Genomic DNA, 20,551 nt, shown 5'->3' on the forward strand with positions numbered 1-20,551 from the left:
ATAGTGGCTCGAACCAAAGGATAAAAATATATGGGTACACCGATTGTTATTGCTAAAAATCTTAATGACACATCAAAAGAAATTGTTTTGCTTTCTCAGTTTGCTAACCGCCATGGCCTAATTGCAGGTGCAACAGGTACAGGTAAAACAGTTACTTTAAAAGTTCTAGCAGAAAGTTTCTCTCGAATCGGCGTTCCTGTATTTCTTGCCGATGCTAAAGGCGATGTTTCGAGTCTCGCAAAATCAGGTGAGGCTTCAGATAAGTTTAATGAACGTCTAAAATTATTACAGATTGATAGCGTTCCTTTTGCTGCTAACCCTGTCGTTTTCTGGGATCTGTTCGGCCAACAAGGCCACCCTATTCGCACTACAATTTCTGAAATAGGGCCAATTTTATTGGCTCGTATGCTCAATTTAAATGATACCCAAGAAGGTGTATTAGCTGCAGTTTTTCGAATTGCAGATGATCAGGGCCTACTATTAGTAGACTTTAAAGACCTAAAAGCCATGATCACCTTCGTTAGTGAACATGCAGCAGAGTTTAAAGCAGAATATGGTAATTTATCTCCAGCTAGCTTAGGCGCTATTCAGCGTAACTTACTTGCTCTTGCCGACCAAGGTGGAGAACAATTTTTTGGTGAGCCGGCTTTAAACATTCTAGACTTTATACAAACCGATGCAAATGGACATGGTTATATCAATATTCTTGCTGCTGACAAGCTCATGAATACGCCTAAGCTATATGCCACTTTCTTGTTATGGATGCTTTCTGAGTTATTTGAACAGCTTCCAGAAGTTGGCGACATGGACAAACCTAAACTCGTGTTTTTCTTTGATGAGGCTCACTTATTATTTGACAATGCCAGTCAAGCATTACAAGAAAAGATTGAGCAAGTTGTACGCTTAATTCGCTCTAAAGGTATTGGCATCTATTTTATTACTCAGAATCCACTCGATTTACCAGAAAGTGTTCTCGGTCAGCTTGGCAATCGCATTCAACATGCGCTACGTGCATTTACCCCTAAAGATCAAAAAGCAGTAAAAACCGCAGCAGATACTTTCCGTGCCAATCCAAACTTTAAAGTTGATGAAGCCATTACCGAACTGGCTGTTGGGGAGGCGCTAATTAGTTGTCTTGATGAGCAAGGTACTCCACAAATTGTAGAACGTGGCTGGGTGATGCCTCCTTACTCTGCTTTTACACCAATCACTCCAGAAGAGCGTCAAACTCTAATCGCAAAAAGTATTATTGCTGGTATTTATGAACAAGCTGTAGATCGTGATAGCGCTTATGAAATGCTACAAAATAAAGTCGCTGAACGTGAGCAACAACAACAAAATACCGAACTTGCTAAACAACAAGAAAAAGAGCAAGAAACTTTAGCAAAGCAGCAAGCAAAGGAACAAGAACGATTAGCACGTGAACAGCAAAAAGAAGAAGAACGAGCAGCACGTGAACGAGCCAAGCTTACGCAAGATATTGTGGGTACTTTTGCAAAAAGTGCTGCACGCAGTCTAGGAGGAAGTACAGGTCAAAAATTAGTAAGGGGCCTGCTTGGTTCACTATTTGGCAAATAACTTTCTTCGATATATCAGTTTTAAATTAGGGAATTTTATATTCCCTAATTTTTTTATGGTTTTTTATAAAAAATCTATTGCGATTGTTTTTTTAAAGATGTATTTTAAATACATCTTATATAGCCAGATAAATAAGGTCTAGCCATGACTCCACAACAAATTGAACTCGTTAAATCTACAGTACCTGTTTTACGTGAACACGGCGTTACGCTGACCACATACTTTTATAAGCGTATGCTTAATAACAACCCTGAATTAAAAAATGTTTTTAACTTGGATGACCAAACTAGCTTACGTCAACCTCGTGCTCTTGCAGCTGCCGTTCTTGCATATGCAGAAAATATTGAGAACCCTACTGTTTTAGCGAAAGCAGTTGAGCGTATTACGACTAAGCATGTGAGCTTAGATATTCAACCAGACCAATATGCAATTGTTGGCGACAACTTACTTCATTCAATTAGTGAAGTACTCAACGTGCCATTTGAATCAGAACTTATTGAGGCGTGGAAACAGGCTTATTTACAATTGGCAGATATATTGATTGGCGTTGAAAAACAAAAATATGAACAACTTAAAAACTTAAATGGTGGATGGGCTGGATGGCGTTCATTTGAAATTACTCAAATTGATCCTCTTGAATCTGGCAAACGTTTCACCTTAAAAGCAACTGACCATGAAGACATACTTAGCGGACCTGCAAATGCTTTTATCTCTGTTAAAGTGCAAGTTCCAGATGAGCAGCTTGAACAACCGAAAGCTTTTAAGTTTACAGAAGCTCAGGAAAACAACTCATATCATTTTGAAGTTCAGCCTGAAGAAAACCATACAGAGTTCTCAGTAGCGAATATCTTGCTTGAACATTATAGAGTTGGCGATCAAGTTCAAGTTTCAGCGCCTTTAACGCTCTAATATAAAAACCTCTTGCCTGAAAGTTTTCTTATTTAGACTTTCAGGCTAAGATGATCATCCTTTTAATCTCTTCCATTTTTGGTGATCATGCAGCTTAATAAATTTACCGATTATGCATTACGACTATTAATGTATGTTGCACGCCCAAGTGATGCACCCTACACGATTGCAGAAATCGCGAAAGATTTGCATGTTTCACAAAACCATCTGGTTAAAGTTGTTCACTTCATGGGTAAGCAGGAATGGATTATTACCATTCGTGGAAAAGGCGGTGGAATTCGCTTAAATCCAGATGCACTTAACTCAAATTTAGGTTCAATTGTTCGAATATTACAGGGTGACAATCAAATCGTTGAATGCAATACGCCACCTTGTGTATTACGCAGTCACTGTGGTTTAAAAGGTATTCTTGACCAAGCTTTAGAAAGCTTTTACCAAAGTCTAGACCAATACACGCTTGGAGAGGTTTTGCAACAGTCAAAGTCTGCCCCACCTGACTCTCCTATTGCCTTTTTACAAATCTGACTTCTATTGATTTTCATAAGTAGATTTATTGAAAATTAGCAAGAATAACCAAGCTCCTTTATACTAGGCACGAGCCCTCTCATCTAAAAAGTTATTTTTTATGCGTCGTAGTGAAAAATCGAAAGACACCAAAGCCAGACTCGCACCCAAGCAAAAGATCAGCTATGAAAAAGCACCAGATCCGGCGATCACAGCCTATGCTGTGCAATCATTAAACTGGTTACGCCAAGCTGAGTTTCTAATGAGTGCACCTAAATTGGCACTTTGTGTTGAAGATAGCGGCTACGAGATTGCTTTTGCAGGGCGCTCAAATGCTGGTAAGTCGAGTGCGATTAATGCATTAACCAATCAGAAACAACTTGCCCGCGCTTCTAAAAAGCCAGGCCGTACCCAGATGATTAACTTTTTTAGTCTAGGTAACCCTGATCAACGCTTGGTCGACCTTCCAGGTTACGGTTATGCAGCGGTTCCCGAAGATATGAAACGGGTGTGGCAAAAAGAATTAGAAAACTATCTGATTCATCGCCAAAGCTTGCAAGGCTTAGTATTACTTATGGATATTCGCCATCCTCTACAGCATTTCGACATGATGATGCTAGAGTGGGCTTATTCACGTCATCTCTTTGTTCATATTCTATTAACAAAAGCAGACAAACTTAATCGCGGTCCTGCAAATAAAGTTCTACTCGAAGTTAAGCAACAGCTGAAAAAAATGAAGCTTGATTTTTCTATTCAGCTTTTCTCTTCACTTAACAAAATAGGCTTAGAAGAGCTAGCAAGTGTTATGGCAGGGCGTTTACATTTCACACTGGATCAACAACCAGAATTTGATGTCGATTCAATCCCTGAAGTGACAGATGAGGATGCTGAAAGCTAAATTATCCTCACAGATACAATTTCTTCATTAAATTTATACTCAATTGTCCCCTATTGCTAAACACAAATGTAGGGGCTTTTTTTATACTCGTTATAACTTCATCGAGTTAAAAATCAGGAATAAATGATGAAATTGTTATCTTTTTTGAAGAACAAGGCTTTAGGTTCTTCTATTGATTATAAAATTCTTCCACGTAAAGTAAAATTTGACTGGAAAGATACCCCTGTCGACTGGATTCCTAATCAACCTTTCGCAAGTTATTTTATTAATGAAATTAATAATATCTTGCCTGCTGGAGAGTTCTGGTTTTGCCGTTTGTATAATAAGGTTTTACCGCAAATTACAGATGAAAAACTTAAGCAGGATGTACAGGCATTTATCCGTCAGGAAGCTATGCATGCCAATGCTCACACTTCTGCAAACAAAGAATATTTAAGCGCACGTAATATTGATATCCAGAGAAATCTGGACATCATGAATTATCTATTTACTATCGCTTTGGCAGACAAACCTTTTGATAGAGAAGTTCCAAAAATTTTAGAAAAACAGTGGGATTTATTCCGTTTAGGAGTTATTGCAACTGTTGAACATATGACCTGCGTATTGGGTAAATATGCGTTATATAACGAGCGATGGGAAGAACTAGGCGCAGATCCAGAAATGCTGGATCTGGTTAAATGGCACGGTTCAGAAGAAATTGAACACCGCACGGTTGCCTTTGATTTATATCGTCATCTTGGTGGCGGTTATATTCCACGTTACTATATGAGTCTTGCTGTTATCACACTTGTACTTGGATTATGGGTAGATGGCGCTGCACATATTATGAAACAAGATCCACGTTTTGCAGATGCAGCCAAATCTAGATTTTTTCCAGTGTGGGTTACTTTAGAGTGGTACAAAATCAGCCGAAAAGATAATCAGGTTTTACCTAACCCTCTCTGGCTTATTGCCCAGCAAATTGATTACCTCATGCCTTGGTATGATCCAGTCAAAGAAGGCAGCACTGAAGATGCGGTTAGCTATTTATCGCAATCTCCAGCAGCAAAAAGAGCAGAACTTCAAGCTGCTTAAAATAAAAAAAGCAGGATTTAAATCCTGCTTTTTTTGATCTATAGATAGTTAGGCACTGATATCTTTATCTTTCGTATAACGGTCTACAACCACACTAATCATCATATCGCCCTGCACATTTACCACTGTTCTTACTGTATCTAACAAACGGTCAATCGGAAGTAAAATTGCAATCGCCTCAGCAGGCAAACCCACAGACTGTAAAACCATAATCATAGTGACCATGCCCGCACTAGGTATTCCTGGCGCACCGAGTGATGCAATCATTGCTGTTAAGCACACAATAATTTGTTGTGTCAGATTTAAATCTAGTCCCACCAAATTTGCTACAAACAATGCAGCTGCTGCTTCATATAAAGCAGTACCATCCATGTTTAACTGTGTGCCTAATGGAATAACAAATCCTGCTGTTTGCGGGCGCACGCCTAAGTTTTCTTGCGCACACTTCATACTAAGCGGCATAGTGGCAGAGCTGGAACTGGTTGCAAATGCGGTAATCAGTGCTGTACGAGTCCCTTTAAAAAAGGTCCACGGGCTCATACGGCCAAAAATCCAAAGCAGTAGTGGCAACACAACGGCGCCATGAAAAATAGTTGTGCCCGTTACAACGACTGCAAACTCAGCCAAACGACTTAATACTGAAATATCTTCTGTTGCCATTAACTTTGCTAACAAAGCAAAAATACCCAACGGCGCTAATTTCATCACCCAGCCAACCAGTAGCATCATCATTTCAAAGAACTGGTGACTCAATAAACGAATACTTTTGAAACGCTCCCCACCCTGCACCAAAGCGACACCGACGAATAAAGCAAAGACTACGACGGCTAAAACGTTACCATCACTAAAAGCTTTAAATGGGTTAATTAAAGTATTTTGAATAAAATTAGTGAAAAAACTTGCAGGGTTTAAACTATCTGGTGCTTGATAATTTTGCATAGATGTCTGGAAAATAGAAATATCTATGCCACGTCCAACTTCAAATAAATGAGCACAACTGATGCCTAAAATTAAGGCTAAAGTGGTTGTGGTTAAACAGCATAAAAATGTGATTTTCCAGACTGGCCCTAACTGTCCGCCTGCTTGTAGATTTGATACACCTACAACAATCGAACTAAAAATTAAAGGCACTAAAAGCATTTTAAGGAGCCCAATAAAAACGCTACTTAATATTCCAAGCCCATATAAACTATGCTTTACAAAAGCAGTGTCTGGATACATTGTGAGTAGGAAACCAAAGGCTAAACCTAAAATGGCGGCAATCAGAATTTGTGTATTTAAGTTCATATCAGCATTATTTTTTTCAGTTGGCATACCTTTTTACAATATGACATGAGCTTGCTTTTCATTCGAGCAATTTTTTGTCACATCGATCCCATTAAAAAGAAAAAAGCCATCTGCTTAGATGGCTTTTTCGAGGAATCTATTGCGTTTCAATTTCCCGCAAACGGATTAAACCCTCTTGTACTGTACTGCATACAAGCTGACCATTTTGCCACATACGACCGAAGTTTAAACCGCGAGAAGCCGCGCTCACTGTGGCTTCCATGTCATACAACATCCACTCATCTGCACGCAATGGACGATGGAAATAAATCGCATGATCAATGCTTGCACATTGCAAACTTGGAGAAATATAACTTAAGCCATGCGGTCTTAAAGCCGTTGTCATTAAAGTAAAGTCTGAATAAAAGGCAACAATCGCTTGATGCAGAGCAATATCATCTAATTGTTTTGGAATACGATCATGCGTGCGGATGTAGTGCGCATTATATGGAGCTTCGGGTTGCGGCTGAAACGGGTTTACCGGATCAATTGGACGAATTTCTACATGACGCTCACGCATGAAACTAGCACGAACATTTTCAGGTACAAAATTTAGAATACCCTGTTTTAGCTCATTTTCAGATTTAAGCGTTTCTGGTGCAGGATATTCAGGTTCTTGATGTTGATAGTTCAAACCTTCTTCTGGATTGGCAAAAGAAACCATAGCTGAAAATATTACTCGCCCATGCTGAATTGCACGGACTTGACGACTTACAAAGCTCTTCCCATCCCGTAAACGGTCTACTTCATAGATAATCGGGGCATTAATATCGCCGCCATACAAAAAATATGCATGTAAAGAATGCGCTGGGCGATCAGTTGTATAAGATGCTGCACGTAAAGCCTGACCCAAAACCTGTCCACCAAAGACACGTTTACCGACAAGATTACGGCTCATGCCACAGTAAATATTTTCTTCTAGCTTTTCTAAAGTGAGAAGCTCGACCAGTTCTTGGGTTAGCGCATTCATGAGAGATACCTTCATATTTCAGGTAAAAAATCGTATTAAAGGACAGGTGTGTAGAATCTATTGTGCCATAAAAAACTATTTGAACATGGAACAATCAGTCAACTTATGACGAACATTGCTCATATAACAGCTAAAAATACGATTTTTAACGATAAAATATGCCAAAAGCATTATAATTTATACGCTATTAGCATATTGTTTTTTTCAACAAATGCCTCAAAATAATTACCCTCCGCATTTGGTGCTGGGATTTGTCTTTAAGAAGTAGGAGTTCTTATGTCCAAGAGTGGGTTTGGTCAAATGTATCGTCGGCTTTCGAGTAAACTACTTGACCTCGTGGTAACACCACATGTTCTTGGGGAAGTTCCTACTGAACCAGTATCAGAAACAGAAGCAAAGACTGACCGCCAGAAAGTGGTGTGCTATGTCTTACAAAACCATTCTCGAAGCAATGCTTTGGTGGTTGATGGAGAAACGCGTCGTTTAAATTTAAAACCTGCGTTAGACCCATTAGTCGTTGGCACTCATCAGGAAAAAGCATCGGTTTTATTTTTACAGCACAATGATGAAAATAATTTACTGAATCCTCCTCCTCATGCTTTTCCACCACGCTTACTAAAATTAATTGAAGTCTTACAAGAAAATCCTGAACTGGATATAGAGCTTGTTCCGGTTACCGTTTTATGGGGCCGTACACCAGATAAAGAAGATTCTTGGTTTAAGCTTTTATTTTCAGATACATGGGCTACACCAAGCACCGTTAAGCAATTGGTCAACATTGGCTTGCATGGCCGCCAATCATATTTAGAATTTCATGAACCGCAATCGCTACGTGAACTGGTTGAATATGCACAACAGCATTATCCAAACCTTTCACCAGCTACATATATTGTAAGTACGTTAAATGATTACTTAGATCGTCAACGTGAAGTGGTCTTAGGCCCCGATTTATCGGATCGCCGTAATGTCATGCAGTCAGTTGTAAAATCTCGCGATGTGCAAGAAGCGATCCGCCGTGAAAGTATTCGCGGAAAAGTTAGCATGCTCGAAGCTGAACGTCGTGCGATTGGTTATGTGAATGAAGTGGTATCGGATTATTCACACTCAGCTGTACGCTTTGCCGATCTTGCTTTAACGCGCTTATGGACCCAACTTTATGACGGCGTAGAAGTGCATAACTTCAGCACTGTTCGTGAACTGGCAAAAGATTATGAAGTGGTTTATACACCTTGCCACCGCAGTCACATTGACTATTTATTATTATCCTATGTGATTTATAAACGTGGCTTAATGGTTCCGTATATTGCTGCGGGTGATAACTTAAATCTACCATTTGTAGGGCAACTTTTACGTGGAGGCGGTGCATTCTTTATTCGTCGCTCTTTCCGTGGAAATGGCCTTTATACAACGGTATTTAAAGAATATTTATATAGTATTTTGTCACGCAACACCCCTCTTGAATACTTTATTGAGGGTGGACGTTCGCGTACAGGACGCCTATTACCGCCTAAGACTGGTATGCTTGCCATGACAGTTCATAGCCATTTACGTGGTCGTGCTAAACCGATCGTCTTCTTACCAACTTATATTGGTTATGAACGACTGATGGAAGGCTCGACCTACGTGGGCGAAATGCAAGGTAAACCGAAAGAAGCCGAATCAATTTTTGGTATTGTGAAAACCTTACGAAAAATTGAACGTATTTTCGGTAAAGTCCACGTGAACTTTGGTGAGCCTGTTTTCCTTGATGATCTGCTTAAGCAACATAATGCAGAAAATGTTTATATCGAGAAAAATGACGATCCAATTCCTCAAGCAGTTTCAGATGCAGTAAATAGCTCTGCACATGCAATTTTAGAAAATATTAACCGAGCTGTGGTGATTAACCCTGTCTCTTTACTTTCTATTATTTTGCTTGCAACTCCAAAGCATACGCTTGATGAAGAAATCTGTATTAAGCAACTTGAAGCTTACCGCAATCTGGCATCAAACTTCCCATATGACCAACGTATGGAAGTAACGCCACTTTCTGGTAAAGAAATTATTGCTTATGGTTTAAAGCTTAAACTCATTAAACGAGTTCAACATGCGCTCGGCGATATTATTGCGATTGAAGATAATCAAGCTGTTCTTCTGACCTATTTCCGTAATAACATTTTGCACGCCTTTGTTTTACCGTCATTGGTTGCATCACTTGTTGAACACAATGGAAAAATCAGCCGTTCAGATTTAACCAATGTCATCTATACCCTTTATCCATTTTTGAAGGCAGAGTTATTCCTTAAATGGAAGAGTAGCGAGCTTAAAGAACAAATTGAGCAATATGCAGATGCGTTAGTTCAATCGAAACTTATTCAACAAGACGATGAAGGTAACTTGATTAGCTCTGCACCAAATACTGAAGAGCATAATCAACTCGTTGTTTTAGCTACTCCTGTTAAGCAAAGCCTTGAGCGTTACTACATGACGCTTGCGCTAATTACTCAACGTGGTTCGGGTAATATTTCTGCTAAACAGGTTGAAGAATTAAGTCATTTACTCGGACAACGCCTGTCAGTTCTATATGAATTTAATTCGCCAGAGTTCTTCGACAAAGCTTTATTTCAAAGCTTCTTAAAAGTACTTACACAGCAAAATTACATTCGAACCAATGACCAAGGCCAAATCGAGTTTGATGATAATTTCCGTCAAATGGCTGCGGGTGCACAATTGGTTCTTGATGAAGTAACCTTACAAATGTTGCAACACATCACAACCTTTACCGACGAAGAGTTAAAAGATGCGCTTGAAGCTATGGCATCTCAACAAGCAAAACGACGTTTAAAACGTAAAAAATCTTAAAATTTTTAGTCAAAATAAAAGGCAACGAAAGTTGCCTTTTATTTTATTGGCGAATTGGACATTCAAAATAACGTGGATCATCCATGCAACGCAGACGCTTCATGAGTTGAACAAAATAAGCATCGTAATAACCTGAAAGAACGTACTGATTACGTATTTTTGCAACCATAACATCATAGCTCTGCTTTTCATAAAAAGAGACATCTACCCAGTAATAGGCAGGTAAATGGTTTTCCCACTGGGTCGCACGGTTAGTCAGTAATTGGCTGTTTTGAACAAACCATCCTCGAATTTTTCGACCAAAATTAGCAGGATAAGCTTGTGGTTTAATAATTAAATTGACGCCGAAATATGCCAAAGGAAAGTTAATGACTTGGACATCTGGTCCAAATTCTTTTTGTAAGTTATATGGTAATAACCCATATATAGGGGCAGGAACAATATCGATTTTGTCTTGTTTAAACTGAACAATCGCATTAGATAAATCAACATAAACTGGCTGACCACCCACACTTCGTACCAATGCTTGCTGTGGTGGGTTGTTGGGTAACACGCCAATACGTTGATTTCTTAATTGAGCAACTCTAGAGATTTTCTTATTTTTTAGGACCATATAGGCAGTGCCAATTGGAATCATCCCTACCGCTTCATAGTCCTTAGAAATTAACCTTTTCTCGACTGTTGGATGATTCAAAAGCTGTAATAAGCTTTTAGCAGTACGATTATTAGGAATAAGCCCGATACCTGCGGTGCTCCCCATAAACTGGTTATAACGATAAGTATTAAAATTAGATGCTGCCAAACCTGAACATTTACCCTCGTCAAATGCTTGTATAGCCTGTTGTTCCTTTTGATAGGTAACCACTTTAAATTTGACTTGATATTGCTGGGCATATAACCGAATGTCATTTAAACGACGTGTGATATCCCCTTGGGAGCCAATCGGATCATATGCACACCACACCTGATCCTCTGCCCAACTCGTGACGGCTGTTAAGCTCAAAATAAGAGCTAAGCAAATTTTTTTCACTTTCAACCTTTTTATCTTTATCGGCAATTTGGCTGCCTCATCAGGTATTTCTATTCTTATTTAAAGTTTAATCAAAATTTTATTTAGTACTATGAACATTTAAACATAATAAATAGTCATTAAAGCAAATTGGATGCTCTAATTGAAAATCTGTTTGAAGCAAATGTTTCGCATATATTCTTTTACCTGAGATTTGGTTTGATTCTAAAGTTAACTCTGGTAATCCCAATTGTTTTTGAAACCACAATATAATTTCATGCAAGGGCAATGGTTGATTATTAGTCACAATATAGCTCGCTTGATGATTTTCATAATCAGCCATAAAAGCCAAAAATCTTGCTAAATCATCAATATGTATTCGATTGCTGTAATGTATATTTGGATAGCTTTGACTATTTTCAGCCATTTTCTTCAAACGGGCAACGGAGGTTCCATAAATGCCAGTTGGGCGAATAATTACACATTGGTTTGGATAATGCTTCTGCCAAAGCAACTCCATATTCCGTAAGATATGGCCTTGTGCATCGCTTGGCTGAATTTCACTACAATCATCAATGATCTCCCCTGCATTTTCACCATATACCCGCGTAGAAGAGACTACGATTATTTTTTTGACCGGATGTAGTTTTAATGCTTCTCGAATCGGTTCAATACTATCTACATAAGTATGTTGATAACCCTCAACCGTACCTTCTGTCGGGGAAAGTAAAATATATACAACATCTACAGGTTCAATTTTACTTAAATCGAGTTTAAAGATATCTTGAACAAGATGGGTTGCGTAACTATCTGTTTTTACACTACGGCTGATTGTGGTAATTTGATGTTCTTTCTCAAATAGTTGTTTAGCAACACGCTGAGATGTTTTACCATAACCGATAAATAATATATGCATAGAAAACTCGTTGAGGGGACATGACTTCAGTCCATCAGTTACAAGGCGTTGGATCGGCTTCAGCAGCCCTGCTCGAAAAACTAAATATTTTTACCACAGATGATTTACTGTTTCATCTGCCACGTGATTATGAAGACCGCAGCACGATTATTGCAATGAATCAACTTGTGGTTGGGCGTAGCTATTTACTCGAAGGCGAGGTCAGATCAATTGATTTCCCTCCGGGAAAACGAAAATCTATGGCAGCCTTGGTTCAAGATGAATTCGGTAAAGTCACCTTACGCTTTTATCATATTTATAAAAACCTGACTGACAAAATAAAACCAGGTCATCGCTTACGTATTTTTGGTGAAGTTCGCGTAGGTGCTCGCGGCCTTGAGATGTATCATCCTGAAATTCAACTCATTAATGACCATACTCCCCTACCCAAGACCCAGCTTACAGCAATTTATCCCAGTACAGATGGACTAACCCAACCCAAACTGCGCGAATATGTAAAACAAGCTTTAAAGCATCATAGTGATGCCTTACCAGAGCTACTCCCAAAACAATATACCAATGGCTATGCGCTTAAAGAGGCTTTGTATTACATTCATGAGCCTCCAGTTGATGCCAATATGGTCCAATTGGCTCAAGGTTCACACCCCGCACAGCAACGGCTTATTTTTGAAGAGTTGGTTGCACACCAAATTAGTTTACTTAATCGACGTGCTTATATTCGCCAAATTGCTTCTCCAGCTTTTTCAAGCAGCAAAATATTAGCCAAAAAACTATTAGAAGCTTTACCTTTTCAAATGACCAATGCACAAAAACGTGTATCTAAAGAAATTTTGAATGATTTGAAGCAGAACCAACCAATGCTTCGATTAGTGCAAGGTGATGTAGGCGCTGGAAAGACCTTGGTTGCAGCTGTAGCTGCTTGCCATGCTTTAGAAGCTGATTGGCAAGTTGCATTAATGGCTCCTACTGAAATTCTTGCAGAACAGCACTATTTAAATTTTAAGCGTTGGTTTGAACCCTTAGGCATTACTGTCGCATGGTTGTCTGGAAAACAAAAAGGTAAAGCTCGCGCACAAGCAGAGCAACAAATTAAAGAAGGTCATGCTGAACTTATTATTGGTACACATGCGTTATTTCAAGACAATGTAGGCTTCGCCAAATTAGGTCTAGTGATTATTGATGAACAACATCGTTTTGGCGTAGATCAGCGTCTAGCTCTGCGTAATAAAGGTGCTGAGCAGTTCACCCCACACCAACTCGTCATGACAGCCACCCCTATTCCACGAACACTGGCAATGAGTGCCTATGGTGATTTAGACACATCGATTATTGATGAGTTACCACCGGGTCGTACCCCAATTCAAACGGTTACGATCCCACTTGATCGTCGTGAGGAAGTTCTTCAACGAATTGCTTCAAATTGCAGAGATGGGAAACAAGCATATTGGGTTTGTACACTGGTTGAACAGTCTGAAACTTTAGATGCTCAAGCAGCAGAAGCAACTTATCAAGAAATGAAAGAGCGCTTTCCTGAGCTCAATATTGGCTTAGTGCATGGCAAAATGAAAGCCGATGAAAAGCAAGCGGTCATGCAAGCGTTTAAGAATAATGAATTACAGCTTCTTATTGCAACGACAGTCATTGAAGTTGGAGTAGATGTTCCCAACTCCTCCATTATGGTGATTGAAAATGCCGAGCGTTTAGGACTTTCTCAGTTACACCAATTACGTGGTCGTGTAGGTCGAGGAGCTCAAGCCAGCTTTTGCGTACTTTTATATAAAATACCTCTTTCACAAAATGGCCAAGAGAGACTTTCTATTTTAAGAGAAAGTAATGATGGCTTTGTGATTGCAGAAAAAGATCTTGAGTTACGCGGGCCGGGTGAATTACTAGGTACTAAACAAACTGGAGATATGGGTTTTAGAGTTGCTCGTCTAGAGCGAGATGACCACTTACTCAGTCAAGCTCATTATGTAGCTCAGCAAGTGTTAAAAGACTATCCAGAACAAGCAGATGCGCTATTAAAACGTTGGCTTCCAGAAGCGCCTCGTTATGCATATGTTTAGTTTCTTAAATCCGCAGCATCTTATCCACTCACTCTCACCTTGCTTGTTGTGTGAGTCAGGTGTGCGAGAAAAACATTCGCTCTGTAAGGACTGTTGGGAACAGTTACCATGGCTTAAACAAATAATTCAACGTAATGATCAATCAGTTCTTGTGGCCTGTGATTATGCATATCCAGTTAACCGAATCATTCAGCAGTTTAAATATGAACAAAAATTACATTATCAAATCTTATTAGGTGAAATTTTACAACAACTCAAATTTCCTAAGGTACAAGCTATTGTACCTATGCCGATTTCGAATCAACGCTTAATTGAACGTGGTTTTAATCAGTCACTATTACTCGCAAATATCTTAAGCAAGCAATTAAAAATACCTGTTTGGCAGCCAGTGCAACGCCTTGCTGAGCATTCACAAAAAGGGCTTTCTCGACTGGAACGCTTTGAGAACATCGAACAACAATTCATTACGCTTACTGAAGAAAAACGGCGTTATCGCCGTATTCTGATTATTGATGATGTCGTTACCACCGGAAGTTCAATTTATGCCCTTAGTCAGGTATTAAAGCAATTAGGATGTACAACCATTCATGCCGCCTGTTTAGCGGCAACTTTAACGAGCTAAGATGATTAAACCGTAGATAAATGCTGCTCACACCAAGGAATAACAATTTCACGGGTTAATGGTGCGAGGTGAGTTTCTGAATCATTCAAATCAACCCATTTCATTTCTGCAATTTCAGCAGCAATTTTAGGAGCCTGATCGAGTTGAACCAGATATAAATGACTGACCAGAATATGATCTGGCTCATTCGCCGCTGCTGTTTCAAAACGGCCAAGAAATTGCTCAATTACAGAAGAACTTCCAACTTCTTCTAAAATTTCTCGCTGCATTGTGATCTCTGGCGCCTCATTAGGTTCCAGCTTACCACCCACTTGCATAAAAGCATGGGTATTACGCTTTCTTACGAGCAATAACTGATTTTGTTTGTTCAAGATCACTGCAGCAGCGACCGTAATTGTTTTCACCTATTTAACCTCTTTATGGTTGAACATCTGCATTTGCCCATTTTGGAGCAGGAGCCTGATATTGCTCAAATTGTTGAAAAATCTCTTCGATTTTGTCTGATGCGATCAATTTATCAACGAACCGTGCTTGGCTAAATCCATTATCTACCGTTCCTTGAATCATTTTAAGTAAATCTTCATAAAAGCCAGCTACATTTAAGAAGGCACATGGCTTTTGATGAATACCTAATTGCGCCCACGTCCATTGTTCAAAGATTTCTTCCAATGTACCCGCACCGCCAGGTAAAGCAATGAAACCATCGGAAAGATCTGCCATTTTGGTCTTACGCTCATGCATATTTTCGACAACATATAATTTGGTTAAGCCCGGATGAGCTAACTCACGATCGACCAAAGCACGAGGTATTACTCCAATGACTTGTCCACCTGCCCGTAAGGCACTATCAGCAACAACGCCCATCAAACCTGAGCGACCACCACCATAAACCAAGGTCTTACCTTGTTTTGCAATAGCCTCACCTGTAGTTTGGGCAACTTGTTGGAAAATTGGGTTTGAACCAAGAGATGAACCACAGAAAATACAAATTGAATTCATAGTGTAAAAAACCGTTTTATTGAACTGTCATGCTGACAAACTAAACTATCGATAAAGTTTTTTTTTGCAAAATAGCGTATTAGCAAGTGTTTTTCGGCAAATCCTTGTCTAAAATACACCCATCCATTTCCATCAGACTGCGTGAGGAAAAAAGACACATGCTTGAAGCCTTTTATGCCACAGAACGCGGAAGTCTGGAAGATGCCACCATCAATGGTGGATTTGATCTACATCCCGAATTAGTCTGGCTTGATCTTATTGCCCCCTCGCAAGAAGAGCAACAATGGGTCTTAGATGCCTATGATCAAAACTTACCTACACTAAAGTCGCTTGAAGATATTTCATCATCAGCACGATTTTACCGTGATGATGACGGTATTTTGCATATCAGCACCTATTTTTTAACGAAAAATAAAAATTATCAAGTTGATGGTGATGCAGAAGACTCTTCACACATTTTAGCGATGGTGCAAACGGTCGCATTTATCTTACATAAAGACCGTCTCTTTACGATGCGGGGAGAAAAATTAGTTGCCTTTCGTGCCTTCCGGGCACGCGCTCGTCGAAATGACTATGACATGGACTATAAAGATCCCACATGGATTTTATTAGGCCTTCTTGAGGCAAAACTCGATGAGCTAGCGGATATCTTAGAAGATATCCACAAAGATTTAGAAAAATACTCTACCGAAGTTCTAAATAATCACCAGCGTGAACAAATTCTAGATCTTGACGACATGATTACGCGACTAGCTCAACAAGAAGATATGCTAGGAAAAGCGCAGCTCTGTTTAATTGATTTGCGACGTGTACTTACTTTTTTATCACGTCCACGCGCATTAGGCAGTCATATTTACGATGCAGATATTCGAGAACTCAGTGAAGATGTTCGCTCACTCGTAGAACATGATGCTTTCTTATTCCAAAAAGTACGATTCTTGCTTGATACAACGTCTGGATTCATTAATACCGAGCAGAATGACACGATCCGTCGATTCTCGATTTTGCCAAGTATGTTAGCTCCACCTATGCTCATTGCCAGTATCTATGGTATGAACACAGATGTATTACCTTTCGCACATGGTACGACTAGTTTCTTTATTGTTTTACTCATTATTATGGGCTTCTTTATTGGTCCTATTATTTACTTCCGCTGGAAGAAATGGATCTAAGCTTTGTAATAAAATGCTAATTCCAAGCATAAAAAAGCACCTATATTTAGGTGCTTTTTTATATTTTACAGATCAAATCAGATGTAGATCTTCCTGCAAATGGCAGGCTTGAATAATCTTCAGCATTTTTTCGGGTACATTTTTAAAATGTAAACCAGTATTCTGCGGAGTAACACGTAGCCATTGAACTAAAACAGCCAATGCCAAGGTACTACCATGCTCAAGCTGTGTTAAATCTACCACTAAAGGAAAGCTTTGTTGCTTCTTAATGATATCTAACCCAGCTTTATACTGTTGTTCGGCATTTTCAAAATCAATTTTTCCCGAAACAACCAATTGTTGGTTGAGATACTGAACCACTATTCACCTACTTATTTCTGTTTGTTCTGATTAACAGCAGCGTCTGCATCAGGTTGGAAGGTTGCAATTGCTTTATTTAAATCGCCACCATTACGCTTCACTGTTGCAGCAAACTGATTACGGAACTGCAATCCTAAATCAATACCAGAAACATTGATATTACGGATTTTCCACTGAGTACCTTTATCAGCTAACTGGAAAGACACAGGAATTTTTTCACCATTGTGATTAAAGTCCAATGTCACTACAGGATTTTTACCCGCAGTTGCTTTATAAGGACGCATTGTATAGCTTTGGTTCGTATACTTAGCAAATGCACTACCGTAATTTTCAATTAACGTATTACGGAAGTTTGTTTCAAACTGAGCACGTTGTGCAGCTGTACTATACTGATTGGTCGCATAAGTACCCATTACAATACGTGTAAATGCTTGTGAATCAACATACGGGTCTAAATTCTGACGTACGATAGCCTTCACTAAAGCAGGGTTTGCTTGCAATTTAGCATGATCAGCTTTTAAACGAGCAATCAAACCATCAGCAACACGCTTGATAAAATCAGGTGCTGCTTCTGAAGGTGCAGCAAAAGCTGTACCTGCAATCAAGGTAGACAAAAGACTTGCTGTCAGGGTTTGTTTAAACAACGTATTCACCAGGAACCACTCCTTCAAATAATCTTTTACTCAACAAATGATGCTTGTGCACTATCTTTATCAGTGCTTGCAGGGGCATCTGCTTCTGTTGAGCCTGAACCGGCAGCAACTTTACCAGCCCCGCCACCAGTAATAAATTTACTAATTAAATCTTCTAAATCCATAGTTCCTTGAGTGTTTGAAATCGTGTCACCTCGTTTCAGGTAGTTAACACCACCACCAGGTACAACTTTCAAATATTTCTCACCCAACAAACCATTCGTTGCTACCATTATATAAGCATCTTCATCAATACTTGTGATGGAGGTCATGTTACTGGTCAGTTGCTGTTCCATTGCTTTTTGTTGCTCTGGAGAAGCCTGAGTATAATCTGAGCTATAACGCAACTCTTCCAGTGCATTTTTCTGAACTTCTTTTAATTGTTCAGAATTGAAACTTGTCAACTTTCCATCTAAACCAAATGTTACGGTAGCCAAACGCGTAACCGGATCAAGTGTAATTGAATCAACACGACCAATTGTAACACCACTCATTGTCACTTTAGCACGAGGCTTTAGACCATTGACGTTATCAAACTGAGCCTTCATGGTATAACTATCACTTAAGTTCGTACCGACAAGACCACTGACTTTCATCGCTAAAAAAAACAACGCAATACCGAAGATGATAACAAATATACCAACGGCCAGTTCACTACTACGTGATTTCATTAAATCCCTCCGAACATGACCGCAGTCAACACGAAATCAAAACCTAAAACACATAATGAAGAATATACAACTGTTCTCGTCATTGCAGTTGCGATTCCTTCTGGAGTTGGATCACACGCATATCCTTGATATACCGCAATCCATGTACATAGCAAAGCAAACACAATACTTTTGATAATGCCATTTACGACATCATGTCCAAATTGCACGTTGTTTTGCATTCCACTCCAGAATGAGCCTTCATCGACGCCAAGAAAATCGACACCGACCATTTTACCGCCCACAATACCAATCGCAGCAAAAATGACAGTTAGCATCGGTAAACTGACCACTCCCGCCCAAAGGCGTGGTGATACGATTTGTTTTAATGGGTCAACCCCAATCATTTCCATACTGGCAAGTTGTTCACTTTGCTTCATTGAACCAATTTCTGCGGTTAATGCTGAACCTGCTCGACCAGCAAATAATAAAGCTGCAACCACAGGAGCCAACTCGCGTAATAATGTTAACGACACCATTGTGCCGAGCATTGATTCACTGCCAATATTTACTAAGATTGAATATCCTTGCAAACCCAGTACCAAACCAATAAATAGGCCTGACACAGTAATAATCAACAAAGACATTACCCCTACACGATGCATTTGGTAAATAAATCGTCCAAAACCACCCGTTGTAGGAAAAGAAAAAACAATCTGTACGAGCATTAGTGCCGCAACACCAATCCCTCGAATCCGCTCAATAACGAGTCTACCTAACCAGGCAATCGCATTCATGGACGAACCTCGTTATTTAAATAGGCTTGAGGACTAAATTGATATTCAACCGGTCCTTCTGCCGAACCTGTTAAGAATTGGTGTACAAATGGAGAAGCATATTTTTGCAAATCTTCAGGTGTACCCTCACCCTGAATTTTTCCTTCTGCTACCACATAAATGTAGTCAGCAATCGATAATGTTTCTGCGACATCATGCGAAACAATAATTGTTGTTAAATCCAAAGCTTCTCTTAACGAACGGATTAAACGTGTTAAAACACCTTTTACAATCGGATCTTGACCAGCAAAAGGTTCATCGTACATGATTAAATCTGGATCAAGTGCAATCGCGCGAGCCAAGGCTACACGACGATTCATACCACCTGAAAGTTCTGTCGGCATTAATTGTTCAGAACCACGTAGACCCACTGATTCAAGTTTTAACGCAACCAGCTCAGCAATGAGATTTTCAGGAAGCTTAGTATGTGCTCGAATTGGAAACGCCACATTTTCATAAACGGACATATCCGTAAATAAAGCTCCACTCTGAAATAACATTCCCATACGTGCGCGGGCGGAAAAAAGTTCCTGACGAGACATTTTGGCAATATCTTTTGTGTCGAGTAAAACTTCCCCCTGATCTGGAACGAGTTGTCCACCAATCAGACGTAATAAAGTTGTTTTACCTGTACCAGAAGGTCCCATTATGGCCGTAATCTGGCCTCGACGTATATTTAAACTAATATTGTCATAAATGACGCGTTCCCCTCGATTAAAACTCAAGTTTTTCACTTCAATAAGTGGTTGAGTCGAGAGAGGAGTTTTATTATTCATAATGGCAATCGTTCCTGCACTTTTATGCACGCATACTATAACACTGAAAATTAGCAAACTTGTTGTAATTTTGACAAAAGCAAATCTAGCTTATTTTATAGAAATAGAAGAGGTATGTTCGTAAAAAGAGGTCAATTCAGAAGCTTGGAATTGCTCAACAGAACTTCCATTTATAAAAGCGTAGGCGAAGTAAACACCATTACACAAAACGAGTGCAATAAAGAGATAAGGCAAACCATGCTGAACCAAAAGGTTCTTCAATTGTGCCATTATTGTTTCTTTTCGCTTACTTTTACGCATTATTTAATAAAAAATTGAACCAATTCACATTTTGTTAGTTTATAACAAAACTG

General features: G+C 39.4%; 22 protein-coding genes. 10 read left to right on the top strand and 12 right to left on the bottom strand.

The window, feature by feature from the left end; translation table 11 throughout:
• Positions 1-30: 30 nt before the first annotated feature.
• The 6 genes from F936_RS00345 to F936_RS00365 all read left to right on the top strand — a co-directional run bounded on the left by F936_RS00345 (position 31) and on the right by F936_RS00365 (position 4,963).
• Complete coding sequence (locus tag F936_RS00345) at positions 31-1,578, top strand: helicase HerA-like domain-containing protein (RefSeq protein ID WP_005043865.1); 1,548 nt, start codon at positions 31-33, stop codon at positions 1,576-1,578.
• Entirely contained in the window at positions 1,568-1,720 is a 153-nt protein-coding gene (locus F936_RS19640; protein ID WP_407640858.1) for a hypothetical protein, read from the top strand. Before F936_RS00345 ends, F936_RS19640 begins: the two co-directional genes overlap by 11 nt.
• A gap of 2 nt (positions 1,721-1,722) precedes the next feature.
• Positions 1,723-2,487, top strand: a complete 765-nt coding sequence (locus tag F936_RS00350) for a globin domain-containing protein (RefSeq protein WP_005043867.1) — start codon at positions 1,723-1,725, stop codon at positions 2,485-2,487.
• An 87-nt stretch (positions 2,488-2,574) separates the two neighbouring features.
• Positions 2,575-3,012, top strand: a complete 438-nt coding sequence (locus F936_RS00355) for an RrF2 family transcriptional regulator (RefSeq protein WP_004639536.1) — start codon at positions 2,575-2,577, stop codon at positions 3,010-3,012.
• 100 nt (positions 3,013-3,112) lie between these two features.
• Positions 3,113-3,889, top strand: a complete 777-nt coding sequence (gene yihA / locus F936_RS00360) for a ribosome biogenesis GTP-binding protein YihA/YsxC (RefSeq protein ID WP_005043870.1) — start codon at positions 3,113-3,115, stop codon at positions 3,887-3,889.
• 123 nt (positions 3,890-4,012) lie between these two features.
• Complete coding sequence (locus tag F936_RS00365; RefSeq protein ID WP_080595461.1) at positions 4,013-4,963, top strand: metal-dependent hydrolase; 951 nt, start codon at positions 4,013-4,015, stop codon at positions 4,961-4,963.
• Between the two features lie 48 nt (positions 4,964-5,011).
• Here the strand turns inward: F936_RS00365 and F936_RS00370 are convergent, their stop codons facing one another.
• Both F936_RS00370 and F936_RS00375 read right to left on the bottom strand, forming a co-directional pair.
• Complete coding sequence (locus F936_RS00370; RefSeq protein WP_005043875.1) at positions 5,012-6,277, bottom strand: dicarboxylate/amino acid:cation symporter; 1,266 nt, start codon at positions 6,275-6,277, stop codon at positions 5,012-5,014.
• Positions 6,278-6,386: 109 nt separating this feature from the next.
• A complete protein-coding gene (locus F936_RS00375) occupies positions 6,387-7,259 on the bottom strand; it encodes an acyl-CoA thioesterase (protein WP_005043876.1) in 873 nt (290 codons plus the stop codon).
• A gap of 276 nt (positions 7,260-7,535) precedes the next feature.
• Here F936_RS00375 and plsB point away from each other — a divergent pair, with 276 nt between their 5' ends.
• Positions 7,536-10,100: a glycerol-3-phosphate 1-O-acyltransferase PlsB gene (gene plsB, locus F936_RS00380; protein WP_005043879.1), complete on the top strand. Its 2,565-nt coding sequence runs from the start codon at positions 7,536-7,538 to the stop codon at positions 10,098-10,100.
• Between the two features lie 43 nt (positions 10,101-10,143).
• On the opposite strand, the gene F936_RS00385 is transcribed toward plsB, so the two are convergent.
• A complete protein-coding gene (locus tag F936_RS00385) occupies positions 10,144-11,130 on the bottom strand; it encodes a putative solute-binding protein (protein ID WP_005043881.1) in 987 nt (328 codons plus the stop codon).
• A gap of 79 nt (positions 11,131-11,209) precedes the next feature.
• The gene (locus F936_RS00390) at positions 11,210-12,025 is read right to left on the bottom strand and encodes a Rossmann-fold NAD(P)-binding domain-containing protein (protein ID WP_005043883.1); all 816 of its coding nucleotides are present in this window, start codon (positions 12,023-12,025) and stop codon (positions 11,210-11,212) included.
• 20 nt (positions 12,026-12,045) lie between these two features.
• Between F936_RS00390 and recG the strand changes: the two genes are divergently transcribed.
• Both recG and F936_RS00400 read left to right on the top strand, forming a co-directional pair.
• The gene (gene recG / locus F936_RS00395) at positions 12,046-14,091 is read left to right on the top strand and encodes an ATP-dependent DNA helicase RecG (protein ID WP_005043886.1); all 2,046 of its coding nucleotides are present in this window, start codon (positions 12,046-12,048) and stop codon (positions 14,089-14,091) included.
• On the top strand, positions 14,084-14,713 hold the full coding sequence (locus F936_RS00400) for a ComF family protein (RefSeq protein WP_026055539.1): 630 nt from the start codon (positions 14,084-14,086) through the stop codon (positions 14,711-14,713). The genes recG and F936_RS00400 overlap by 8 nt, the downstream gene beginning before the upstream one ends.
• A 5-nt stretch (positions 14,714-14,718) precedes the next feature.
• Here the strand turns inward: F936_RS00400 and F936_RS00405 are convergent, their stop codons facing one another.
• Together F936_RS00405 and F936_RS00410 are read right to left on the bottom strand one after the other, a co-directional pair.
• Positions 14,719-15,117 carry an NUDIX hydrolase gene (locus F936_RS00405; RefSeq protein ID WP_005043893.1) on the bottom strand — a complete coding sequence of 133 codons (399 nt, stop codon included), beginning with the start codon at positions 15,115-15,117 and terminating at the stop codon, positions 14,719-14,721.
• A 13-nt stretch (positions 15,118-15,130) separates the two neighbouring features.
• Complete coding sequence (locus F936_RS00410; RefSeq protein ID WP_005043895.1) at positions 15,131-15,712, bottom strand: LOG family protein; 582 nt, start codon at positions 15,710-15,712, stop codon at positions 15,131-15,133.
• 158 nt (positions 15,713-15,870) lie between these two features.
• On the opposite strand from F936_RS00410, the gene F936_RS00415 reads away from it, so the two are divergent.
• Positions 15,871-16,884 (top strand): magnesium and cobalt transport protein CorA, encoded by a 1,014-nt coding sequence (locus tag F936_RS00415; RefSeq protein ID WP_004639553.1) that lies wholly within the window; start codon positions 15,871-15,873, stop codon positions 16,882-16,884.
• A 72-nt stretch (positions 16,885-16,956) separates the two neighbouring features.
• Here the strand turns inward: F936_RS00415 and F936_RS00420 are convergent, their stop codons facing one another.
• The 6 genes from F936_RS00420 to F936_RS00445 all read right to left on the bottom strand — a co-directional run bounded on the left by F936_RS00420 (position 16,957) and on the right by F936_RS00445 (position 20,498).
• On the bottom strand, positions 16,957-17,244 hold the full coding sequence (locus tag F936_RS00420; protein ID WP_003653685.1) for an STAS domain-containing protein: 288 nt from the start codon (positions 17,242-17,244) through the stop codon (positions 16,957-16,959).
• An 11-nt stretch (positions 17,245-17,255) separates the two neighbouring features.
• The gene (locus F936_RS00425; RefSeq protein WP_005043900.1) at positions 17,256-17,897 is read right to left on the bottom strand and encodes an MlaC/ttg2D family ABC transporter substrate-binding protein; all 642 of its coding nucleotides are present in this window, start codon (positions 17,895-17,897) and stop codon (positions 17,256-17,258) included.
• 26 nt (positions 17,898-17,923) lie between these two features.
• The gene (gene mlaD, locus F936_RS00430; RefSeq protein ID WP_005043903.1) at positions 17,924-18,607 is read right to left on the bottom strand and encodes an outer membrane lipid asymmetry maintenance protein MlaD; all 684 of its coding nucleotides are present in this window, start codon (positions 18,605-18,607) and stop codon (positions 17,924-17,926) included.
• Entirely contained in the window at positions 18,607-19,383 is a 777-nt protein-coding gene (mlaE, locus tag F936_RS00435) for a lipid asymmetry maintenance ABC transporter permease subunit MlaE (RefSeq protein WP_003653688.1), read from the bottom strand. Before mlaE ends, mlaD begins: the two co-directional genes overlap by 1 nt.
• Positions 19,380-20,198, bottom strand: a complete 819-nt coding sequence (locus F936_RS00440) for an ABC transporter ATP-binding protein (RefSeq protein WP_005043907.1) — start codon at positions 20,196-20,198, stop codon at positions 19,380-19,382. The genes mlaE and F936_RS00440 overlap by 4 nt, the downstream gene beginning before the upstream one ends.
• 90 nt (positions 20,199-20,288) lie before the next feature.
• Complete coding sequence (locus F936_RS00445; RefSeq protein WP_026055540.1) at positions 20,289-20,498, bottom strand: hypothetical protein; 210 nt, start codon at positions 20,496-20,498, stop codon at positions 20,289-20,291.
• Positions 20,499-20,551 lie beyond the last annotated feature (53 nt).

This window comes from Acinetobacter calcoaceticus DSM 30006 = CIP 81.8 (assembly GCF_000368965.1).
In the GTDB taxonomy this organism is placed as follows: Bacteria; Pseudomonadota; Gammaproteobacteria; order Pseudomonadales; family Moraxellaceae; genus Acinetobacter; species Acinetobacter calcoaceticus.

Excerpts from the sequence above, each read along its gene's own strand:
- F936_RS00410 (WP_005043895.1), bottom strand. The coding sequence starts at position 15,712 with ATGAATTCAATTTGTATTTTCTGTGGTTCATCTCTTGGTTCAAACCCA.
- plsB (WP_005043879.1), top strand. The coding sequence starts at position 7,536 with ATGTCCAAGAGTGGGTTTGGTCAAATGTATCGTCGGCTTTCGAGTAAA.
- mlaE (WP_003653688.1), bottom strand. The coding sequence starts at position 19,383 with ATGAATGCGATTGCCTGGTTAGGTAGACTCGTTATTGAGCGGATTCGA.
- F936_RS00445 (WP_026055540.1), bottom strand. The coding sequence starts at position 20,498 with ATGCGTAAAAGTAAGCGAAAAGAAACAATAATGGCACAATTGAAGAAC.
- F936_RS00375 (WP_005043876.1), bottom strand. The coding sequence starts at position 7,259 with ATGAATGCGCTAACCCAAGAACTGGTCGAGCTTCTCACTTTAGAAAAG.
- F936_RS00350 (WP_005043867.1), top strand. The coding sequence starts at position 1,723 with ATGACTCCACAACAAATTGAACTCGTTAAATCTACAGTACCTGTTTTA.
- F936_RS00365 (WP_080595461.1), top strand. The coding sequence starts at position 4,013 with ATGATGAAATTGTTATCTTTTTTGAAGAACAAGGCTTTAGGTTCTTCT.
- F936_RS00345 (WP_005043865.1), top strand. The coding sequence starts at position 31 with ATGGGTACACCGATTGTTATTGCTAAAAATCTTAATGACACATCAAAA.
- F936_RS00390 (WP_005043883.1), bottom strand. The coding sequence starts at position 12,025 with ATGCATATATTATTTATCGGTTATGGTAAAACATCTCAGCGTGTTGCT.
- F936_RS00400 (WP_026055539.1), top strand. The coding sequence starts at position 14,084 with ATGTTTAGTTTCTTAAATCCGCAGCATCTTATCCACTCACTCTCACCT.
- recG (WP_005043886.1), top strand. The coding sequence starts at position 12,046 with ATGACTTCAGTCCATCAGTTACAAGGCGTTGGATCGGCTTCAGCAGCC.
- F936_RS00370 (WP_005043875.1), bottom strand. The coding sequence starts at position 6,277 with ATGCCAACTGAAAAAAATAATGCTGATATGAACTTAAATACACAAATT.
- yihA (WP_005043870.1), top strand. The coding sequence starts at position 3,113 with ATGCGTCGTAGTGAAAAATCGAAAGACACCAAAGCCAGACTCGCACCC.
- F936_RS00355 (WP_004639536.1), top strand. The coding sequence starts at position 2,575 with ATGCAGCTTAATAAATTTACCGATTATGCATTACGACTATTAATGTAT.
- mlaD (WP_005043903.1), bottom strand. The coding sequence starts at position 18,607 with ATGAAATCACGTAGTAGTGAACTGGCCGTTGGTATATTTGTTATCATC.
- F936_RS00440 (WP_005043907.1), bottom strand. The coding sequence starts at position 20,198 with ATGAATAATAAAACTCCTCTCTCGACTCAACCACTTATTGAAGTGAAA.
- F936_RS00415 (WP_004639553.1), top strand. The coding sequence starts at position 15,871 with ATGCTTGAAGCCTTTTATGCCACAGAACGCGGAAGTCTGGAAGATGCC.